This is a genomic window from Myxococcus sp. CA056 (genome assembly GCF_013336715.1).
GTDB classification, from domain to species: domain Bacteria; phylum Myxococcota; class Myxococcia; order Myxococcales; family Myxococcaceae; genus Myxococcus; species Myxococcus llanfairpwllgwyngyllgogerychwyrndrobwllllantysiliogogogochensis.
The window spans coordinates 140,547-159,585 of record NZ_JABUMT010000010.1 but is presented as its reverse complement, the minus strand read 5'-3'; the positions used below and the strand labels follow the sequence as shown (position 1 = coordinate 159,585).

At 69.3% G+C, this 19,039-nt stretch carries 15 protein-coding genes; 10 read left to right on the top strand and 5 right to left on the bottom strand.

Annotated features, from left to right (window positions below):
• Positions 1 to 187: 187 nt before the first annotated feature.
• The 4 genes from HUA76_RS31625 (at position 188) to HUA76_RS31610 (ending at position 5,833) form a co-directional block, all read left to right on the top strand.
• Entirely contained in the window at positions 188 to 2,344 is a 2,157-nt protein-coding gene (locus HUA76_RS31625) for an alkaline phosphatase (RefSeq protein ID WP_246137822.1), read from the top strand.
• A 205-nt stretch (positions 2,345 to 2,549) separates the two neighbouring features.
• Positions 2,550 to 2,714: a class I lanthipeptide gene (locus HUA76_RS31620; protein WP_174454774.1), complete on the top strand. Its 165-nt coding sequence runs from the start codon at positions 2,550 to 2,552 to the stop codon at positions 2,712 to 2,714.
• Positions 2,715 to 2,845: 131 nt separating this feature from the next.
• Positions 2,846 to 3,391 (top strand): GNAT family N-acetyltransferase, encoded by a 546-nt coding sequence (locus HUA76_RS31615; RefSeq protein ID WP_174462922.1) that lies wholly within the window; start codon positions 2,846 to 2,848, stop codon positions 3,389 to 3,391.
• Between the two features lie 45 nt (positions 3,392 to 3,436).
• Positions 3,437 to 5,833: a Tex family protein gene (locus HUA76_RS31610; RefSeq protein ID WP_174462921.1), complete on the top strand. Its 2,397-nt coding sequence runs from the start codon at positions 3,437 to 3,439 to the stop codon at positions 5,831 to 5,833.
• Positions 5,834 to 5,927: 94 nt separating this feature from the next.
• On the opposite strand, the gene HUA76_RS31605 is transcribed toward HUA76_RS31610, so the two are convergent.
• The 3 genes from HUA76_RS31605 to HUA76_RS31595 form a co-directional block, all read right to left on the bottom strand.
• On the bottom strand, positions 5,928 to 6,218 hold the full coding sequence (locus HUA76_RS31605; protein ID WP_174462920.1) for a hypothetical protein: 291 nt from the start codon (positions 6,216 to 6,218) through the stop codon (positions 5,928 to 5,930).
• Between the two features lie 307 nt (positions 6,219 to 6,525).
• Entirely contained in the window at positions 6,526 to 7,644 is a 1,119-nt protein-coding gene (locus tag HUA76_RS31600) for a hypothetical protein (RefSeq protein ID WP_174454778.1), read from the bottom strand.
• Positions 7,644 to 9,500, bottom strand: coding sequence for an HSP90 family protein (locus HUA76_RS31595; protein ID WP_174454779.1), 1,857 nt, complete (start codon positions 9,498 to 9,500; stop codon positions 7,644 to 7,646). Before HUA76_RS31595 ends, HUA76_RS31600 begins: the two co-directional genes overlap by 1 nt.
• Before the next feature lie 229 nt (positions 9,501 to 9,729).
• On the opposite strand from HUA76_RS31595, the gene HUA76_RS31590 reads away from it, so the two are divergent.
• The gene (locus tag HUA76_RS31590; protein ID WP_174462919.1) at positions 9,730 to 10,590 is read left to right on the top strand and encodes a metal-dependent hydrolase; all 861 of its coding nucleotides are present in this window, start codon (positions 9,730 to 9,732) and stop codon (positions 10,588 to 10,590) included.
• Positions 10,591 to 10,815: 225 nt separating this feature from the next.
• Complete coding sequence (locus tag HUA76_RS31585) at positions 10,816 to 12,141, top strand: TerB family tellurite resistance protein (RefSeq protein WP_254614606.1); 1,326 nt, start codon at positions 10,816 to 10,818, stop codon at positions 12,139 to 12,141.
• A gap of 75 nt (positions 12,142 to 12,216) precedes the next feature.
• On the opposite strand, the gene HUA76_RS31580 is transcribed toward HUA76_RS31585, so the two are convergent.
• Positions 12,217 to 12,420 carry a hypothetical protein gene (locus HUA76_RS31580; protein ID WP_141648459.1) on the bottom strand — a complete coding sequence of 68 codons (204 nt, stop codon included), beginning with the start codon at positions 12,418 to 12,420 and terminating at the stop codon, positions 12,217 to 12,219.
• A 310-nt stretch (positions 12,421 to 12,730) separates the two neighbouring features.
• On the opposite strand from HUA76_RS31580, the gene HUA76_RS31575 reads away from it, so the two are divergent.
• Together HUA76_RS31575 and HUA76_RS31570 are read left to right on the top strand one after the other, a co-directional pair.
• Complete coding sequence (locus HUA76_RS31575) at positions 12,731 to 13,447, top strand: alpha/beta hydrolase (RefSeq protein ID WP_174454781.1); 717 nt, start codon at positions 12,731 to 12,733, stop codon at positions 13,445 to 13,447.
• Positions 13,448 to 13,469: 22 nt separating this feature from the next.
• Positions 13,470 to 15,590 (top strand): FUSC family protein, encoded by a 2,121-nt coding sequence (locus HUA76_RS31570; RefSeq protein ID WP_174454782.1) that lies wholly within the window; start codon positions 13,470 to 13,472, stop codon positions 15,588 to 15,590.
• A gap of 172 nt (positions 15,591 to 15,762) precedes the next feature.
• On the opposite strand, the gene HUA76_RS31565 is transcribed toward HUA76_RS31570, so the two are convergent.
• Positions 15,763 to 17,211: a HEAT repeat domain-containing protein gene (locus tag HUA76_RS31565; protein WP_305794253.1), complete on the bottom strand. Its 1,449-nt coding sequence runs from the start codon at positions 17,209 to 17,211 to the stop codon at positions 15,763 to 15,765.
• 251 nt (positions 17,212 to 17,462) lie between these two features.
• Between HUA76_RS31565 and HUA76_RS31560 the strand changes: the two genes are divergently transcribed.
• Together HUA76_RS31560 and fmt are read left to right on the top strand one after the other, a co-directional pair.
• Positions 17,463 to 18,044, top strand: a complete 582-nt coding sequence (locus HUA76_RS31560) for a signal protein (RefSeq protein WP_141648463.1) — start codon at positions 17,463 to 17,465, stop codon at positions 18,042 to 18,044.
• 28 nt (positions 18,045 to 18,072) lie between these two features.
• Positions 18,073 to 19,008 (top strand): methionyl-tRNA formyltransferase, encoded by a 936-nt coding sequence (gene fmt, locus HUA76_RS31555; protein ID WP_174462916.1) that lies wholly within the window; start codon positions 18,073 to 18,075, stop codon positions 19,006 to 19,008.
• The last annotated feature ends 31 nt before the right edge of the window (positions 19,009 to 19,039 follow it).

The window sequence follows — 19,039 nt, the reverse complement described above, 5'->3', positions numbered from 1 at the left end:
CTGTCCTCTCCAGTCGAGGGCAGCCCCGTCGTGTTTCATGCGGGCCGCGTGAGTCGCATGCGTCGCGGAGTGCTGACACGGTGCGTTGTGTCGGAGGCGTGGCGGGGATGTTTCCGGAGTGATGGACGAGGGCCGTAGACTCGCGCGCGCTGGTCCTTCACCCGCGCTCCATTTCGGGAGTCCCGCCTTGTTCGACAGATTGAAGCGTCGCAGCTTCCTGCAGGCCGTGGTTGCCGTCGCGGCAAGCACCTCATTCGGCTGTTCCGACGACGACACGCAGACCCATGACGGTGCGAAGTACTTCCCTCAGTCCATCTGTTCGGGAGATCCGCGTCCGGACAGCGTGGTGTTGTGGGTGCGCGCGGTGAACCCCGACAACGCGGGCGCGGATGCGCCGGTGCGGCTGGAGGTGTCGACGAGCGAGAGCTTCTCGAGCCTGGTGTTGGACAGGAGCTTCACGGCGCTGGTGGCGAATGACCATGCGCTGAAGGTGAAGGTGACGAACCTGTCGCCGCGCACGACGTACTACTACCGCTTCACCTTCGAGACGGGCGGGCAGAAGTACACGACGGCGACGGGCCGCACCCGCACGGCGCCGGCGGCCGGGGACGACGTGGCGGTGAAGTTCGCCTTCGCCAGCTGCCAGGACTACATCGGCCGTTACTACAACGCGTGGCAGCGGCTGCTGCAGCTCGACGAGGACCTGGACTTCGTCGTGTTCCTCGGCGACTACGTCTACGAGACGACGGGCGACCCGTCCTTCCAGTCGGGCGGCGACACCCGGACGGTGAAGTTCAGCGAGCCGGAGAAGGCGCTGAAGGTGGGCACGGGGCTGAGGGCCTTCTTCGCGGCCAACTCGCTGTCCAACTACCGCGACCTCTACAAGACGCTGCGCACGGACAAAATCATCCAGAAGGTCCACGAGCGCTACCCGTTCATCGTCATCTGGGACGACCACGAGTTCTCCGACGACAGCTGGGGGCCCAACGCGACGTACCTGGATGGGCGCGCGTCGGAGCTGCAGTTGGAGCGCAAGCAGAACTCGGAGCGGGCCTTCTTCGAGTACATCCCGCTGGACAACACGAACTCGGCGGAGGGCGCCATGGACCCGGCGGCCGCGCCGGTGTACCCGAACACGCGCGTCTACCGTGACTTCGAGTTCGGCAAGGCGCTGAAGCTGGCGGTGGCCGACTACCGCACCTTCCGTCCGGACCACCTCATCCCCGAGGACGCGTACCCGGGCCGGGTGGCGGTGCCCGCGCAGCTGCTGGCCGTGGCGCTGCCGAACCTGCCCGCGCCGGTGCAGGCGCTGCTCCAGTCGGAGACGTTCGCCTACGTGGACATCGACGCGGCGGAGCACGCCGTGCAGAAGGCGGTGTTGCAGGGCGCGTACGTGCAGCAGGCGATGGGCGCGGGCCTCACCCAGGCGGAGGCCACGGAGAAGGCCGGGTCATGGGTGAAGGGCGGTCAGTCGCTCTTCTACGTCAACCAGGTGCTGACGGCGGTGAACACCGCGCGCGTGGCGGCGCAGCAGCCGGCGATTCCGCTGCTCTCCGCGACGGGCGCGCCCCGGGGTCTGGCCTACGTGCACATGGGCAAGGCGGGCCTGTTCGGCATCCAGGGCTCGCGCTACATCGTGGTGAAGCCCATCTATGACTTGTTCTCGCGCCTCACCTATGGGGCCTCGCAGGGCGCCACGGAGGACGTGCTCGGCCAGGCGCAGCAGGCGTGGCTCCAGACGCAGCTGCAGTCGACCAACACCTGGAAGATTGTCGTCAGCTCCGTGTCGATGACGTCCATGGTGTTCGACCTGTCCGACAAGCCGGACATCGGTGAAGCGACGCTGCGTCAGGCGTTCTACTTCAGCGTGGACCAGTGGGACGGCTTCCCCACGAAGAAGGAGGAGCTGCTGGCGTTCGTCCGGGCGAACCAGGTGAAGAACGCGATGTTCATCTCCGGCGACATCCACGCGTCGTTCGCGTCGGAGGAGTCGGGCGTGCCCACGCTGACTGCGCCCGCGATTACCTCCGGCTCCATCAAGGAGCTGGCGGGTCTGGCCGTCTTCGGCGCGGGCTACGCGCCCAACAGCCCCATCTACAAGTACGTCGTCACGCAGTTGAACGATTCGCTCATGGCCTCCAACCCGGGCATGCGCTACGTCAATGGTGACGAGCACGGCTTCGTGGTGATGGAGCTCAAGGGCACGCAGGCGCTGGCCTCCTACCACCTCATCCCCAGCTCCGAGGTGGCCAAGGACTACTCGTTCAAGACGGACAGCGAGCTCGCGGCGAAGTTCACGCGCGTGGACTTCCGCATCGAGAACGGGACGATTACCAAACTCTGATGACGTGACACTCGCTCTCGCCACGCGAGGGGGGGACGAGGGCCGCGCCGGGAGCCAGGACGCTCCGGTGGCGGCCCTCGCCGCGTCTCGGGCGTGAGTGTCTTCGCACCCAGGTGTGCGGGATTCGGCGTCCGTCTAACCTGACGAATGGCCGAGCCAAGGGGCTCGGTGCGGTGTGTTGCATTCACCAGGACTCGGAGACGCCATGACTGCGCAAAGCATCAAGAAGCTGTCGCTGAAGAAGGAGACCCTTCGCACCCTGGACGTGAATCAGCTGGGGCAGCTCGAGGGGGCGGTGGGCGGGACTACGCCTGCCATCACCATCCCCGTCATCATCATCGCCACCATCATCGCCTCAAACGCCGACTGACGTCGGCGTGACTCCGTAGGGCCCTTCGAGGCACGAGCGCCGCTGGCCTTGAGGTCGGCGGCTCTCCGGCGGAGCGAGGGGCGCCGCCGTGGAAGCAGTCCTCCGAGGTGGAACGCGTTAGAAGTCGGGCCATGACGACTGGCTCCTCGGCTTCGGACCTCCTCCTCGTTCCCGCCCGGCCCGAGCATGTGGACTTCTGGATGTCGCTGCGCGCGGAAGCCGCCGCGCGGCGCTACGTGGACACCGAGGAGGACTCGCCGGAGACGCTGGTGAAGCGCATCCTGGAGGCGAGTTCGCTGGAGGAGCCTCGGGCGAAGGGGTTTCGCTGGTTCGTGCGGTACCAGGACGCGTGGGTGGGCACGGTGTCCGCTCGGGACGTGTCCCGGGAGCATGGCCGGGCGCAGCTGGGCTACATGTTGTCGGAGGCGTACCACGGGCGCGGGTTGGGCTCGCGCGCGGTGGGGATGATGCTGGAGCGCCTCTTCACCTTGCCCTTCCTGGAGCGGGTGTGGCTGACGACGCTGTCGGAGAACCTGGCGTCCCAGGGCGTGGCGCGCAAGCTGGGCTTCACGCTGGAGGGGACGATGCGCGGGCACTGCATGCTGCGCGGGGAGCGCAAGGACCAGCAATACTGGGGACTGTTGTGCTCTGAGTGGGAGTCCCGACAGCGCGGGTGACGTGCGCTGGGAGCCGCGTGGGGACCGGGTTATAGAAGGGGCGTCATGCACGCCTACGCCGCTGAGTTGTCGCAGGAGCTGGGGCTCCGGCCCGAGCAGGTGGACCGCACCCTGGCGCTGAACGCCGACGGAGCCACCGTTCCCTTCATCGCGCGCTATCGCAAGGAAGTCACGGGAGGGCTGGACGAGGTTCAAATCCAGACCATCCTCGACAAGGCCTCCGAGCGCACCGAGCTGGACTCGCGCCGCGACACGATTCTGCGCTCCGTGGAGGAGCAGGGGAAGTTGACGCCGGAGCTGGCGAAGGCGCTTAAGGCGGCCAAGACGCGCACCGAGCTGGAGGACCTGTACCTGCCGTACAAGCCCAAGCGCCGCACGCGCGCGGCCATCGCTCGGGAGAAAGGGCTGGAGCCCCTGGCGGACCTCCTGTGGAAGCAGGAGGGGAAGCGGGGCGAGGACGCGGACGCGAAGGTGCGCCCCTTCGTCAACGCGGAGAAAGAGGTGCCGGACCTGGCGGCGGCGCTCGCGGGCGCGCGCGACATCTGCGCGGAGCGGGTGAGCGAGGACGCGGGTCTGCGCCGCGCGACGCGCGAGGTGTGCGCGAAGCGGGGCACGCTGCGCTCGGACGTGGTGCCCGCGAAGAAGAACGAGCCCACCAAGTTCGAGAACTACTACGGCCACGAGGAGCCCCTGTCCCAGGCCCCGTCGCACCGCGTGCTGGCGCTCTTGCGCGGTGAGGAGGAGGGCGTGTTGAAGGTGAAGCTCAACATGCCGGATGACGAGGTGAAGGCGCTGCTCGGTGGGCGCGTGGTGACGAAGCCACAGTCCCTCTTCGCCTCGGAGCTGCGCGCCGCGGTGGATGACAGTTGGGAGCGACTGTTGGGGCCGTCGCTGGAGTCGGAGCTGCGCGCGGAGCTGAAGGAGCGCGCGGACAAGGGCGCCATTGGCGTCTTCGGGGAGAACCTGCGGCACCTGCTGCTCACCGCTCCGGCGGGCGCGCGCGCGGTGCTCGCGTTGGACCCGGGCCTGCGCACGGGAATCAAACTGGCCATGCTGGACAACACGGGCAGCGTGGCGGAGACGGTGACGCTCTACTCGGAGCGCGGCGCGGACGAGCGGGTGCGCGCGGCGAAGCTGCTGTCGGCCGTGGTGCAGAAGCACAAGCCGGAGCTCATCGCCGTGGGCAACGGGACGGGCAGCCGCGAGGCGGAGACCTTCGTGCGCGACACGCTCAAGGCCCTGGGCTCGCAGGTGCCGGTGGTGTCGGTGAGCGAGCAGGGCGCGTCCATCTACTCGGCATCCGAGGTGGCCCGTGACGAGTTCCCGGAAATGGACGTCAGCCTGCGGGGCGCGGTGTCCATTGGCCGGCGCTTGCAGGACCCGCTCGCGGAGCTGGTGAAGATAGACCCGAAGAGCATCGGCGTCGGGCAGTACCAGCACGACGTGGACCAGGGGCTCTTGAAGAAGAAGCTGGGCGAGGTGGTGGACTCGTGCGTGAACGCGGTGGGCGTGGATGTGAACACCGCCTCACCGCAGTTGCTGGAGCACGTGTCCGGCGTGGGCCCGTCGCTGGCGAAGAAGCTGGTGGCGCACCGGGCCTCGAAGGGGCGCTTCACCACGCGGCGGGAGTTGCTGAAGGTGAGCGGCCTGGGGCCGAAGACGTTCGAACAGGCGGCGGGCTTCCTGCGCGTGCGAGGGCCGGAGCCGCTGGACTCGAGCGCGGTGCATCCGGAGCGTTACTCGGTGGTGGAGCGCATGGCGAAGGACCTGGGCGTGGAGGTGGGCTCGCTCGTGGGGAACGCGGCGCTGGTGCGGAAAATCGACCCCAAGCGCTACCTGGGCCCGGACCTGGGAGAGCTGACGCTGAAGGACATCCTCGCGGAGCTGGAGAAGCCGAGCAGGGACCCTCGCGGCGACTTCACCGCGCCGGTGATGCGTGACGACCTGCGCACGCTGGAGGACGTGAAGGAGGGCATGGTGCTCCAGGGGGTGGTGACGAACGTCACCGCGTTCGGCGCCTTCGTGGACGTGGGCGTGCACCAAGATGGCCTTGTCCACGTGTCCCAGATTTCGACGAAGTTCGTGAAGGACCCCTCCGAGGTGGTGAAGGTGGGGGACCGGCTGACGGTGCGTGTGCTCACCGTGGATTTGCAGCGCAAGCGACTGGCGCTGTCGGTGCGCGCGGCGCAGGAGGGTGGCACGCCGCAGCCTTCGGGCCGACCCGCCGTGGGTGGCGCGTCGGGCGCGGGGCGGATGACGGACCGGGGCGGAGAACGGCCCTCGGGCTCGGGTGGCGGAGGGAAGGGGGCTTCCGGTGCGCGTCCGGGCGGGCAGGGCGCGGGCTCGCAGTCTGGAGGTCAGCGGCCGGGTTCGGGCGGGAGCGACAAGGACAAGAAGGGCCCGGAGCCGTTCAACAACCCGTTCAAGAACCTCAAGCGCTGAGTGGGGGCTGTCGAGACGCCTGGAAGTACGCCCCGCCGGTGGACCTTGGCGGGGCGTGACGTCTGTCTATGGGTGCGGCGCCAATGGCTGACGGCTAGGGGTAACCCCAGCAGGCGCCATTGTGGCCGTTGTAGCCAATGGACCTGCAGAAGGCGAACGCCGCCGAGGCGCAGTTGCCGTAGCCGACCGTGGAGACATGTCCAACCACGTACCAGTAGTTGATGGTGTCGTTGCATTCCGCGAAGCAGTAGTTGTTGCCGTCATAGCCACTACAGGCGGCGAACGCGCTGACGTTGTTGCCGTCCTCCGACGTCGTGTCGGGCGACATCTGCTCCTGGGCGGGCGGCGTGACGGGCTCCGTCGTGCCTCCCTCGTCCAACTCCATACCACCACAAGCCGTAGCGACCACTGCGAACACCGTCAGGAGGGAAAGCCTTACGAGATGCATGGTGCGTCCTGTCTGACTTCGAGGGTCCGGCGGAATGGCAATCATCCGTCGGGGCGCCTGGGATGGGCGCGCGCTATTGATATGTGAAAGTCCATGGGATGGAAGTGCGAGGCCCGCAATGACTCGCAAGGACTGATGCCTTATTCACAGACGCAATGCGGCAAAGTCAGGATTTCGGTCAATTCCGGTTCGGGCCGCGCGCGCGTCCGCGGGCCCCTAAGGGCAGCCCGCGTCACGCCGTGCGTCAATCGAGCGGGTGCTCGCGCACTTCTTCCGCGAGCCGCTGGATTCGCGCGAGCCGCCGCGCGTAGCGGTCCGTGCCGTTGCGCGTGTCGAAGCGCGTGGCGATGTCCTTCGCCTGCTTGAGCATCCACGCGTGCAGCGCCTTCACTTCGTACCCGCCGTCGGCGCGATGCTCTGGGAATGCCTTGGTCAGCCGCAGGCTCACCACGTCCCGGTCTCCCGTCGCCTTCACGCGCTCCAGGAGGAACGTCGCCGCCACGAGGAAGATGAAGCGGTCATTGAAGCTCCCGTGGTCCAGCGTCCACTCCAGGTGTTTCTCCAGCAGCGCCAGCCCGCGCGCCAGGTTCCCCGTCAGCGTGAGGAACTCGATGTGGTCGCCCACCGTGGCCAGGAAGTCGCGGTTCTTCGACGTCAGGCTGTAGCCCCGGCGATGCATCTCCGCCGCCCGCTCCAGCTCGCCCAGCTTGAACAGCGGATACAAGAGCGTGCCCAGCGTGAGGTGCGGAATCTCCGCGCACTTCACCCGCCCCTCCAGGATGGGCTTCGCCTTGCGCAGCGCCTGCTCCCACTCGCCCTTCTCGACGTGGTGGTCCAGTTCGTCATCCAGCTCGCACGCGCGGCAGTCCGTCAGGTGGTCCCTGGGCGTCGCGAGCCAGGAGGCCCACAACCGGTCCACCTCCGCCGCGTCGTCGCCCATGTCCCGCGCCGTCTGGTAGCGCAGCTTCAGCACCGAGCGCTTGCCGGCATCCACCTTGGTGAAGCACTGCTCGATGTCGTCCAGCGCGTCGGTAATCTGCTTGCGCGAGATGTGGGGGAACTCCTTGATGCGCCCCACCACCCACTTCTGCTTCCAGAGCAGGCCCTCCGGCTCGAAGCGCTCCGGGTCCTTCTTCTGCTGGCCCCGGCACCACGCGAAGGCCACCAGCGCCTTGTCCGGGTAGCCGCCGAAGGTCGCCGCGTCGATGAGGTCGTCGCGGAGCTGATAGCCCATGTCCACGTCGCCGTGGGAGTCGGCCATCCGCACCGCCTCTTCCAGCAGCTTCACCTTGCTCTCGCTCGACTTCTGCTTGCCCGCCCGGTCCCACAGCGCCTGGGCCTCCTCGCGCCAGTCGCCGGCCATCAGTGCAGCCCTCCCGAGCCCACGCCCCCGTCACCCTCTCCGCCGCCCGAGCCTCCCGTGCCGAGCTGCGCGGAGATGAGCCCCAGCAACCCCTGGTTGAGCAGCGTCATCTCCTGCGCGTTCAACGGGTGCTGACCCAGCAGCAACGCCTGCACGTAGAGCATCTCCACCGACAGCTTCATCATGTTCCGGTCCGTCACCGCCGAAAGCCGCCGCACCACCGGGTTGTGCAGGTTGAAGCACAGCTGCGCCGGCTCGCCGCCCGCCGCCGCCATGACCCCCTCCAGCACGCTCGCGTAGAGGTCGTCGGACTCGTCCCGCGCGCGCTCGGCGTCACGTCGGAAGGAGCCCTCCTCGTCCGCGCTGTAGAGCGTGGGCACCTCCGCCGGGAAGAACTTCTTCACCACCACGCCGCAGTGGAACGGGGCCAGCACCTGCTCGGCCGTGCGCAACAGCGGGAAGACCGCGTCGCGCTCGTCCATCGTCAGCTCCTCGAAGCTCTGCGGCAGGTCCGCCGCTGAGAAGGGCTCCACCTGCGCGCCCTCCACCACGTGCGGCAGCTTCTCCAGGAGTGCCGCGTCGTGCGTGTACGCCGCGTTGATGATGCACAGCCCCTGCGCCCCCGCCACGCGCGCCACCTGACGGAATCCGTCCAACGTCGCCGTGAAGCGCACCACCGGGTACGCGCGCCGGTACTCCGCCAGCGTCGTCACCCCCAGCGACGTCTCGAAGGGCAGCCAGCCAATCACCAGCCGGTAGAAGTCGTCGTCGTCGAGCGCCAGGGCCTTGATGCTCAGCCCGTGCAGACCAATCAGCCGCTGCAGCGCGCGCGGGTCCTCGTGCGCCAGGTCCACCAGGTACTTGCGCAGCCCGTGGCCCAGCGCCTCGCGCGCCTGGGCGAGCGCGCCGTCCTCGTAGAAGGACTCGCGGCTGGCGGTGGGGCGCAGCGCGTTGGCGTTCACCACGCACTTCACGAAGAACGCCCACTCCGGCAGCAGGTTCTCCGCGCTCTCCGACAAGAGCATGTGCTTCAGGTACACGCGGTGCTTCTGCTTGGAGTTGAAGTGCGGAGAGGCCGGGAGCACGAAGGCCACCCCATCCACGTCTCCCGCCTGCGAGCGCAGCGGGATGCAATCGATGAAGTCCGTCTCGAAGACCTCGCGCCCGTACTCCAGCATCGCCTTGCGTCGCTCGCTCGCGCTCTCGTAGTCGCGGCGCCAGGGCGCGCCATCCAGGTCCAGCCGCTCCTGCTCCGCGCCCACGGTGAGCTGGATGGGGAAGGGCAGCAGGCCGCCGTAGTGCCGGCCAAGCTGGCGCAGCCGCTCCGGGGCGAACCACTCCACCATGTCCGCGCGAGCGACGAGGAACACCTGGGTGCCCGGCCGCTCCAGCGGGTGCTCGGATACCCGCACGGCGTACGTGCCGTCGTGCCGGCCGCGCCACTCCAGCGTGCGTCCATCCCCGCGCGCCGAGCGAGTCACCAGCAGCAGCTCGTCGCAGACCATGAAGCACGACAGGAGGCCGATGCCGAACTGGCCGATGAAGTCCTTGCGCCGGTCTTCCAGGGCCTCGCGCTTGGAGGACTCGCCGATGGTGGCCAGGAAGCGGTGGATTTCTTCTTCCGTCAGTCCGACGCCGTCGTCGCTGAAGACGAGGGTGGGAGGCCCGCCATCCTGTTTCTCCACCAGCTCGAGGCGGACGGTGCCTTGGTGTTCCGGTTCCAGGTGCTGCCGGGCGCGGATGGCGTCGGTGGCGTTCTGGAGCAGCTCTCGGAGGTAGACGCCCGGGGAGCTGTAGAGGTGGTGGGACAGGAGGTCGATGACCCCGCGGAGGCTGACTTGGAATCGGTGGTCCACGGCTGTCCCGACGTTAGCCCAGGGGACGGCCCGGGCGGGGAAGGAACCTCCTGCGGTTTTCGAGATTGCGGCGACCCGGCCGTCGAGGCATCTGTCGCCCCAGGGGCAGGCGATTCACCCAGGCCCTTGAATGGCCGCCCGGACAGTGCCAAGCGGCGGCTCGGCCGGGGCGTGCCGTGAGGGCACCCCGGCGTCACGTCGTGATTTTTCGACCCGAGAGAGGACAACCATGCGGAACGAGCTCGTGGCAGTCGCGGTGGGAGCGCTGGTGACGTTCGCGGGGGTGGCCCATGCACAGGGCGCTCCGGCGCAGGGCACCCCGGCCCAGGGCGCGGCGGCGCCGAAGAAGGCGGAGGCCGTGAAGGCTCCGGCCGTGGCGAAGGGCAAGACGGAGGTGACGTGGTGGGGCCACGCGGCGTTCGTCATCCGCACCCCGGGCGGAGCGGTGATTGCCATCGACCCGTGGCTCACCAACCCCAAGGCGCCCAAGGACACCGCGCAGCCGGAGGCGCTCGACGCCATCCTCGTCAGCCACGGCCACTTCGACCACGTGGGCGAGACGAAGGCGCTGGCGCAGAAGACGGGCGCGAAGGTGTTCGGCTCGTTCGAGCTGGTGAATCTGTTGGGCCTGCCTGAAGCGCAGTCGGTGGGCGCCAACGCGGGCGGGACGTTCCAGGTGAAGGACGCCACCATCCACCTGGTGCAGGCGGTGCACTCCAGCAGCTACCAGTCGGACCCCAAGGGCCCGTCGCACTACGCGGGCGCGCCGCTCGGGTACGTGATTCAAATCGAGAAGGGTCCCACCCTGTACCACGCGGGTGACACCGGTCCTTTCGCGGGCATGGAGCTCATCGCCACCCAGTTCAAGCCCACCGTGGCGATGCTGCCCATCGGCGGGCACTTCACCATGGGCCCCGCGGAGGCGGCGCAGGCGGCGCGGCTGTTGAAGGCGCAGACGATTGTCCCCATGCACTACGGCACCTTCCCGCTGCTCCAGGGCAACCCGGACGCGCTCAAGGGTGAGCTGAAGAAGCTGCGCGGCGCGGCGAAGGTGATGGACCTGGAGCCCGGGAAGTCCACGGCGCTGTAGGCCGGGCTTTTCGTCCGGGGCGGCACTCTTCCGGGACCGTAGAAGTCCCGGTTCTGAGGCCGCTGACTCCGGGCGGTCAATCCCCCGAAGGGTGGGTGGAATCCCGGGGGCGGGTGGGTTACATCCGCCGGACCGTCACGAGGCGGGTCCGGGGGTGTTCCGGTGTTGGATTTCAGCAAGGCGGGGTGGCTCACTCCGCTCCTCAATGAAGCGGTCGCCGCTCACATGGGCACGCCCGCTTCGGAGGAGACCGCCTTGCATCTGGGCTCGGGACGCGCCCGTGCCCGGGCGTACCTGCGGCGCACCCTTCGCGCCAGTGGGCTCTTGTACGGCACGCCGGCGGACCCTCCCGAGTCCCTGGAGGCGGGTCCGGACACGGAGCTGCATGCGCGGGCGCTGGAGGATCAGCTCTTCCACGCGGTGGTGCGGACGCTGGCGACGCTGGCGCTGGAGCTGGCGCGGCACGTGGGTGCGCCGGCCGGACCTCGGGGCGAGCAGCTGCTGGTCCTCTTCGCGGTGCTGTCCGGTGAGCTGGAGCTGGCGTCGACGCTGGCCGGGCAGCTCGCGGTGGGCAAGCCGGTGACGAAGCGGCAGGTGGCGAAGGTGGAGGTGGCGCTGCGCAAGCGCGAGCCCACGTTGGCCGGAGACCCGGTGTACGGGCTGGTGCTGCACAACGGCGCGCAGTACGCGGACGCGCAGCTGTTCTGCCGGCAGGCCATCGACTACTTCGCGAGCGGGCGGTTGTTGAAGGAGCAGGTGCGGCGGCGCTCCGACTTCGCGGCGAAGCAGAAGGCGCTGCTGGTGGACGTGCTGACGGGGCTGGCGTGTGTGGACCGGCAGCCGGGCACACCCGCGCGGCGGGCCATTCTCAAGCAGGTGGAGGATTTGAAGCTGCCGGCGGCGATGGCCTCCGAGCTGAAGGCGGCGGTGAAGCAGTCCTTCGAGCGACGGCGCTCCGTGCGGGACGTGGTGCGCCAGGTGCGCAGCGTGGACATGCGGCACTTCCTGCTGGAGCAGACGCTGTTGGCGGCGCTGGTGGATGGCCGGCGCACGCGGCGCGAGCGGGCCTTCATCGACGAACTGGCGGACGCGCTGCACGTGCCGAAAGAGGAGCTGCGGCGGCTGGAGCTGGAGATGGCGGAGTTCTATGCGCGCCACCGCTCCATCGTCGATGTGTTCACCGTGAGGGACGCGGCGAGCGCCATGGGCGACGACATGGTCGCCGGCATGCAGGAGACGCTGGAGAAGAACTTCTACCGGCTGATGCAGGAGGTCCGCGAGACGGGCGACCTGGCGGTGCTGGTGGCGAAGCTGGCGCGGCGACAGAAGCTCACGGAGGACGAGCGGCACCGCATGCGCGCGCAGCTCATCGACGTGGCCAAGGCGATTCCCGCGCTCGCCATCTTCGCGGCGCCCGGAGGCTTCCTGCTCCTGGCCGCGCTGGCCAAGTTGTTGCCGTTCAGCCTGCTGCCCAGCTCGTTCCAGGACGAGGCGCCCGCGCCCTTCCCGGACGACGCGGAGGACTACGGGCCGGAGCGCGAAGCAGGGTAGGGACAGCACCAGGGCGCGAGGTGGCGACGCCCTGGCTGCGGACTCCGTGTTCAACGGTGCGGAGGGCCCGGCCCGCTACAGGTCGATGGTGCAGATGCACATCCCGTTGAAGCAGGTGCCGGTGGCTCCCGACAGGCTGCATTGGTGCTGGCACAAGCTCCTGCTGCAGATGCCCGGGAGGGTCGGTCCCGCGGATTCAGTCGGCAACGGGTTTGCTCCCACGCTGAAGCCTCCGCCCAGTCCCACCATCAGTGCCGCGCTCATCATGATTCGACGCATGTTTCCTCCCATGCGCGGAGGGTTCCGCGCGGGAGGGCTACCCGGTTGACCGGGGGCTCATTTCCGGCCGGATACAGGCGGTCAGGGATGTTTGTCTTTTCGATGCCATCCGAGCCGCTCGGGAATGGTTGTCGCGAGACCTCGGGGAACGGCCGTTCACCTTGTCGGGGCCTGGGACACGTCGAGCGCCCGCCCGCCGGGCTGCCCTGTTTCTTCGAGAGAGGGTGCTGCCAGAAGCGCGGACGGGTCCCAGCTTTACCGGGCGGACCCGGGCCCATGCGGTGGCCTGCTTTTCGCGGGAGGCGTGTCGATGCGCGTACACCAGCGTGACGTGGAGGTGGGCGTGGGCGGACGTCTGCTCTCGGGGCGGCTCATCGTTCCCGAGCGAGCGAGCGGGCTCGTCATCCTCGCGGGAGATGCGGACTCGCCGCGAGCCGACGCGAACGGCGGCGGCAGTGGTCTCCAGGGTGTCCTGCATGCGGCGGGGCTCGCGACGCTGTGGCTGGAGTTGCGCACCGCGGACGAGGAGCTGGCCGAGGACTGGACGCTGCGACAGGGCTCTCACGTGGAGCTCATCGCGCACCGGTTGGAGGTGGCTCGCGACTGGCTCCAGCGTGACGAGAGCCTCTCGTTGCTTCCGGTGGGCTACCTCGGCACGGGTCTGGGGTCGGCCGCCGTGTTCGTGGCCGCCGCGCATCAGCCCGGAGGCGTGCAGGCCGTGGTGACGTTGGGCGGCCGACCCGACAAGGCCGGTGCGCTCCTCGCGGACGTGCGGGTGCCCACGTTGCTCATCGGTGCGGGCGACGACGCGGACCGGGTGTCGCTGGTCCGGGGTGTGTTCGACAGGCTCCCTCCGAAGACACGCAAGGCGCTCCAGTTGCTCGACGGCGCCTCGCGAGGTTTTCCCGAGCCAGTCCCGCTCGCCTCCGCTGGGCGCATGGCCACGGCCTGGTTCTCCGACTGCTTCCGCGCCGCGGCGGGCCCCGGAGTTCTGGAGTGGACGGGCGAACAGGACGGAGCCGTGTGACGACGGGGACCTTCTTCGCTCCATGAACTCGCTCAGGCGTCACGTCGAGTCGTTCGTCCGACTGGAGCCCGCGCGTCCCGCGTTGGGAGCGGGCCTTCGCGCCGCGCTCGCCGTCGGCGTGCCCATGGTGGTCGCCGCGACGCAGCACCTGCCCGCCGCGACCTGGGTGGGCATGGCGGGCCTCTTCGTCACGCTCGTGGACCGGGGTGGCCCCTATCGCGACAGGGCGGTCACCATGGGGGCCATGACGCTGTTGGGCGCGGTGATGGGACTCGTCTCCGCCTGGCCACTGCCGTCATGGGCCGCCGTGTTGTTCACCTTCGCCTGGGTGACGGCTTGCGGCTTCGCGCGCTCGTATGGAGACACCCCCGGGTTGATGGGCGTGGTGCTCGCCAACTACACGGTGGTGTCGCTGGCGCTGCCGGCGCATGACTTCGCCGCCGCTCTGTCCCGCTCCGGATTGTTCATCCTGGGGGGCTTGTGGGCGATGATGCTGGCGCTGGTGCTGTGGCCGCTGCGGCCCTATCGCCCCGCGCGCTTCGCCATCGCCCGCTGTTATCGCGACCTGGCGGACCGCGCGGAGGCGGTCGGAAAGTGGCCGCTCGAGGGCCCCACCGCGCCCCCCAATCTGGTGGAGGTCGTCGACTGGGAGTCGCGCGTGCGCCAGTCGCTGGAGGAGGCCCGAGGCGTGCTGGCGTCCACCCGTCGCGAGCGAGCAGGGGAGAGCGACCGGGGTGAACACCTGCTGGTGCTGCTGGAAGGCGCGGACGCGGTGCTCACGTTGCTGGTGGCGCTGCCAGAGACGCTGGAGGTGGCGCCTCGCGAGTCGCGCTACCACGCCCTGCGCGCGGAGGTGCAGCGCGCGCTCTCGGAGCACTCGCGGGACTTGCGGCACATCGCTCGCGCCCTGGAGCAGGAGAAGGGGGAGTCGGAGCCCTCGACGTGGAATGCCGAGCGCGTGCGGCGCGCCCTGGCGGCGCAGGTGGCCGAGGGCGGTCTGCCCGACTCGGCTCGCGCGGCGTACTCGCATGCGGAGGCGTTGCTGGTCCGGTTGCGGGAGTACACCGAGGCCCTGCTGGAGGTGGCCAACCACCTGGAGGACGGTCGCCCCGTCGAGTCGGACCTGCCCATGGGGCCTCATCCCGCCTCGCTGAAGGGCCGTCCCTTGCTGGAGCCGCTGCGGGACAATCTGGGCACGGACTCCGTCATCTTCCGCCATGCGCTGAGGCTGGGCGTCACAGCCGCGCTCGCCACCGCGCTCGTGCGGGGGCTGGGGTTGGACCATGGCTATTGGGTCATCATCACCGTCATCGTCGTGCTCCAGCCCTATTCGGGGATGACGTTCCAGAGAGGGTTGCAGCGCGCGGCGGGGACGTTGTTGGGTGGTGCGCTGGCGGCGGGGCTCGTCGCATTGGTCAGGGACCCGGCCGTGCTGCTGGGGGCCATCATGGTGTTCTTCGCCGTGGCCATCGCGGTGAAGCCGATGAGTCTCTCCTTCTTCCAGGTGTTGCTCGCCCCCGCGCTGGTGCTGCTGGCTGAAATCCAGACGGGCGACTGGGAGCTGGCGGGGGTGCGCATCGCCAACACGATGATTGGCGGTGCCATCGCGCTCGTGGGCGCGCGGCTGTTGTGGCCCAGTCCGGAGCATGTTCGCTTCCCGGAGCAGGTGGCGAACGCGCTGCGCGCCGACCGCGAGTATCTGTTGAGCGTGGCCTCCGCGCGCTCGGACGCGGAGCCGGAGGTGCGCGAGGCACGGCGCAAGCTGGGCTTGCAGTTGCTGTCCGCCGAGGCGTCGTTCCAGCGGCTGCTCACCGAGTACCAGGGCTCATCGAGGCAACTGGAGCCAGCGATGGCCCTGCTCGCGTATGCGCGCCGCTTCGGCGCCGCCGTGACGGCGCTGGCCGCGAGCCGTCAGTGGCACGAGAAGCAGGACTTGTCCCCCGTGGCGAGCTACGCGGGGAGCGTGTTGGAGGACCTGGCGCTCGCGGTGGAGCACCGCCGCGCGCCGTCCCCGTTGCCTCGGACCGCGTCGACGCACGAGAGCACGGATGTGCTGTCTCGCACCCAGATGGACCGACTGGTGCGCCAGCTCACCGTGCTCCACCACGCCACGGTGCGCGCGGCGCCCCAGTTGTCTCCGTAGCGCGGCGCCTGTTGCGGGGAGCGCCGCTTGGTGATGCGTGGCGTCGAGTGGGCTCCGTCGAGCGACGCCTCATCGCGGAGAGCGCCGCCTGGTGATGTGTGGCGTCGAGTGTGCTCCGTCGAGCGACGCCTCATCGCGGAGAGCGCCGCTCGATGGCCCTGCTCATGACCTCTCAGGTGCGCTCGATGCGCATCAGCAGGCGACGGAGGTCCTCGTTGACGCTGGCGAGCTGCGTGACGCCTTGCTCCTCCTGGAGCTGCTTGCGCAGGTCCGGCAGCGTGGTGTCACGCACCTTCTTCGCCGCGTCCTTCGAGCCGTCCAGCAGCCACCCCGTCGCGAGGATGAAGGCCAGCCGCACCTCCGTGTCGCGCTCTCCCAGCTTCGCGGCGAGCGCGGGCACGTGCTCGCCCGAGCCCGTGCGGCCCACTTCCAGCGCGGCCCGCTCCAGCATCGGCTTGCTCGCCTTGTCCATGCGCTGCACCCAGCAGCCCGCGTTGCCCGAACAGGCCTGCCCCGCCTCCAGCAGCGCCGCGTGCCCCGTCACGATGTCCGCGCGCTTCTTGCCCAGCGCCGCCGCGTCGTCGCAGCCTTCCTCGCCCGTCGCCTTGCAGTCGGCCGCGGTGCGCGCCGGCTCCGCCGCGGCGATCTTCTGGAGCAGCGGCAGTTCGCGCGCATCGCCGAGCATGGCCAGGCCCTTCACCGCGATTTCACGCGAGTACCAGTCGCCGGTGCCCGCGGCCTTCTCCAGCGCGGGCAGCGCGTCGCGTCCGCCCAGGCGCACCAGCGCGCGCACGTACGCGTCACGCACCGTCGGGTCCGTCTCCAGCACCAGCGTGGACAGCGGCTTCACCGCCTCCGGCGCCCGCAGCCGGCCCAGCGCATCCGCCGCCTGCATCCGCACCAGCGACTGAATCTGCACGTCCGAGTGCGAGAACGTCAGCAGCTTGAGCAGCGGCTCCACCGCGCGCTTCTCGCGCAAGTCGCCCAGCACCGTCGCCGCCTTCATGGGATAGCTGGCCGGGTTGACGCCGTTCGTCTTCGCCCAGGCGAGCAGCTCCGAGTCACGCCCCTCCAGCGCAGGCAGCAGCGCGTCCGCCGCGGGCTGGCCCAGTTGGTACAGCGCGAAGCTGCTCTCCACGTAGAAGGACTTGCCCTTGCGCTCCTTCGTCAGCATCCGGATGAGCGCGGGCGCCGCGCGGCCGTCGCCGATGTGGCCCAGCGCCTCGATGGCCTTCTTGTTGAGGAAGGGCTCCACGCCCTCGTCCGTGGCCAGGACGATGAGCGGCTCCACCGCCTCCTTCGCCTTCATCGTCCCCAGCACCTGGATGGCTTCGATGCGCGCATAGGTGTCCTTCGCGCGCAGCAGCGGCACCAGCGCGGGCACCGCGCGCACGTCACCGATGGCACCCAGCGCCGTCACCATCGCCTTGTTGGCCAATTGCGCGGACATGTCTCCCGCCGCCGGGTCGATGGCCGCCGACAGCGGCTCCACCGACGAGGCGTGATGCACGTCGCCAATCGCCCGGGCCAGCGCCGCCTTCACCTCCGGCTTGCGCTCCTGCGACAGCGCTTCGTGCAGCATGGGCAGGAAGGTTTCAGTGACCTTCGTCTTCGAACGCATCGCCTCGATGAGGCGTACCCGATCTTCAGCGCGCCGCGTTTGCTGCAGCGTCCCTTCCCAGTACTCGGGCGTGTTGGGGTCCGATTTGCACCCTGTGAGACAGAGGATTGCTGCGGCAACACACCACGCTGCGATGGGGCGGCTCATGCAGGCTCCTGGACGTCTGCGGGGTTGTCCTGTCCGCCGTCGTAAACCTCCTGTCACGAAGGAAGCAAATCAGCCGCGGCACCTGGGGTACGCTGGTCAACGACATGTCCGACGACATTCACAACGCGTCGCGCCCGGGCTACACCCGCCGGACGTACCTGCTCGACCGGGAGTTCCAGCTCAAGTACATCCTTCTACTGGCCGGCATGGGCGCGGGCAGCCTGGGGGTGTTCGGAGCGCTGGCCTACCGGCTCCACGTGTCCTCCGTGAGCGCGGGAGTGGACGGCGGGCCGTCGCTTCTATGGCTCACCGCGTTGGGCTCCGCGGGGCTCGGCGTGCTGCTGGGCCTGTTCGGTCTGCTGTTCACCCACCGGGTCGCCGGCCCCGTGCATGTGATGAGTCTCTATGTCGCGGCCCTGGCCGCCGGGCGCTACCCCCGGCTGCGCCCGCTGCGGAAGAAGGATGAGCTGAAGCGCTTCTTCGACCGGTTCAGCGAGGCGGTGGACCGCATCCGCCAGCGCGAGGCCGACGAGGCGCATGCCCTGGAGGTGGCGCTGGCCGCGCTCAAGCCCGTGGCCACCACCCCCGAGGCCCGCGAGGCGCTGGAGACGCTGAACCAGCTGCACACGCGCAAACGTCAAGCAGTGGACAATCCCACCGGGGGCACCTTCAAGTCCGTGGCTTGAAGCGTCGCCGCAGGAGAACCGCAACACCATGAGCCGACCCCGCATCATCTTCATGGGCACGCCCGACTTCGCCGTGTCCTCGCTCGAAGCCTGCTTCGACCTGGGCGAAGTCGTCGCTGTCGTCACCCAGCCGGACAAGCCCAAGGGCCGGGGCAACACGCTGACGGCGCCGCCCGTGAAGGAGCTGGCGCTGGCGCGAGGTGTGCCCGTGTTCCAGCCCGTCAAGCTGCGCACGCCCCCGTTCGCCGAGGAGCTGCGCCGCTTCGAGGCCGACGTGTGCGTGGTGACGGCCTACGGTCGCATCCTCCCGAAGGACATCCTCGACCTGCCCAGGATGGGCTGCGTCAACGTGCACGGCTCGCTGCTGCCGCGCTTCCGGGGCGCCGCGCCGATTCAGTGGTCGATTGCCTACGGCGACACCGAGACGGGCGTCACGCTGATGGTGATGGACGAGGGCCTGGACACCGGCCCCATGCTCGCGCTGAAGCGGCTGCCCATTGGCCCGGAGGACACGAGCGCGACCATGTACCCGAAGCTCGCGGCGCTCGGGGGAGCGCTGCTGCGCGAGTCGCTGCCGGCGTACCTGAGCGGTGAGCTGAAGCCCGTGCCCCAGCCCTCGGAGGGCATGGTGCTGGCGCCCATCATCGAGAAGGACGAGGGGAAGCTGGACTTCAACCGTCCCGCCATCGCGCTGGAGCGGCGGTTGCGCGCCTTCACGCCGTGGCCGGGGGCGTTCACCACGCTGGGCGGCAAGCTGGTGAAGATTCACCGCGTGCGCGTGGCGGAGGGGCAGGGCGCGCCGGGCACGGTGCTGGCGGCGGGGCCGGAGGGGCTGGAGGTGGCGTGCGGCGAGGGCTCGCTCGTGCTGCTGGACATCCAGCCGGAGGGCAAGCGGGTGATGAAGGCGGCGGAGTTCCTCATGGGCCACAAGCTGGCCGTGGGCAGCCAGCCGTTCGGCACCTAGGGGATATGTCGCGGACGGGACGCGCTTTTTC

Coding starts and splice junctions, on each gene's coding strand:
- HUA76_RS31620 (WP_174454774.1), top strand. CDS start 2,550: ATGACTGCGCAAAGCATCAAGAAGCTGTCGCTGAAGAAGGAGACCCTT.
- HUA76_RS31615 (WP_174462922.1), top strand. CDS start 2,846: ATGACGACTGGCTCCTCGGCTTCGGACCTCCTCCTCGTTCCCGCCCGG.
- HUA76_RS31610 (WP_174462921.1), top strand. CDS start 3,437: ATGCACGCCTACGCCGCTGAGTTGTCGCAGGAGCTGGGGCTCCGGCCC.
- HUA76_RS31605 (WP_174462920.1), bottom strand. CDS start 6,218: ATGGAGTTGGACGAGGGAGGCACGACGGAGCCCGTCACGCCGCCCGCC.
- HUA76_RS31600 (WP_174454778.1), bottom strand. CDS start 7,644: ATGGCCGGCGACTGGCGCGAGGAGGCCCAGGCGCTGTGGGACCGGGCG.
- HUA76_RS31590 (WP_174462919.1), top strand. CDS start 9,730: ATGCGGAACGAGCTCGTGGCAGTCGCGGTGGGAGCGCTGGTGACGTTC.
- HUA76_RS31585 (WP_254614606.1), top strand. CDS start 10,816: ATGGGCACGCCCGCTTCGGAGGAGACCGCCTTGCATCTGGGCTCGGGA.
- HUA76_RS31580 (WP_141648459.1), bottom strand. CDS start 12,420: ATGCGTCGAATCATGATGAGCGCGGCACTGATGGTGGGACTGGGCGGA.
- HUA76_RS31575 (WP_174454781.1), top strand. CDS start 12,731: ATGCGCGTACACCAGCGTGACGTGGAGGTGGGCGTGGGCGGACGTCTG.
- HUA76_RS31570 (WP_174454782.1), top strand. CDS start 13,470: ATGAACTCGCTCAGGCGTCACGTCGAGTCGTTCGTCCGACTGGAGCCC.
- HUA76_RS31565 (WP_305794253.1), bottom strand. CDS start 17,211: ATGCGTTCGAAGACGAAGGTCACTGAAACCTTCCTGCCCATGCTGCAC.
- HUA76_RS31560 (WP_141648463.1), top strand. CDS start 17,463: ATGTCCGACGACATTCACAACGCGTCGCGCCCGGGCTACACCCGCCGG.
- fmt (WP_174462916.1), top strand. CDS start 18,073: ATGAGCCGACCCCGCATCATCTTCATGGGCACGCCCGACTTCGCCGTG.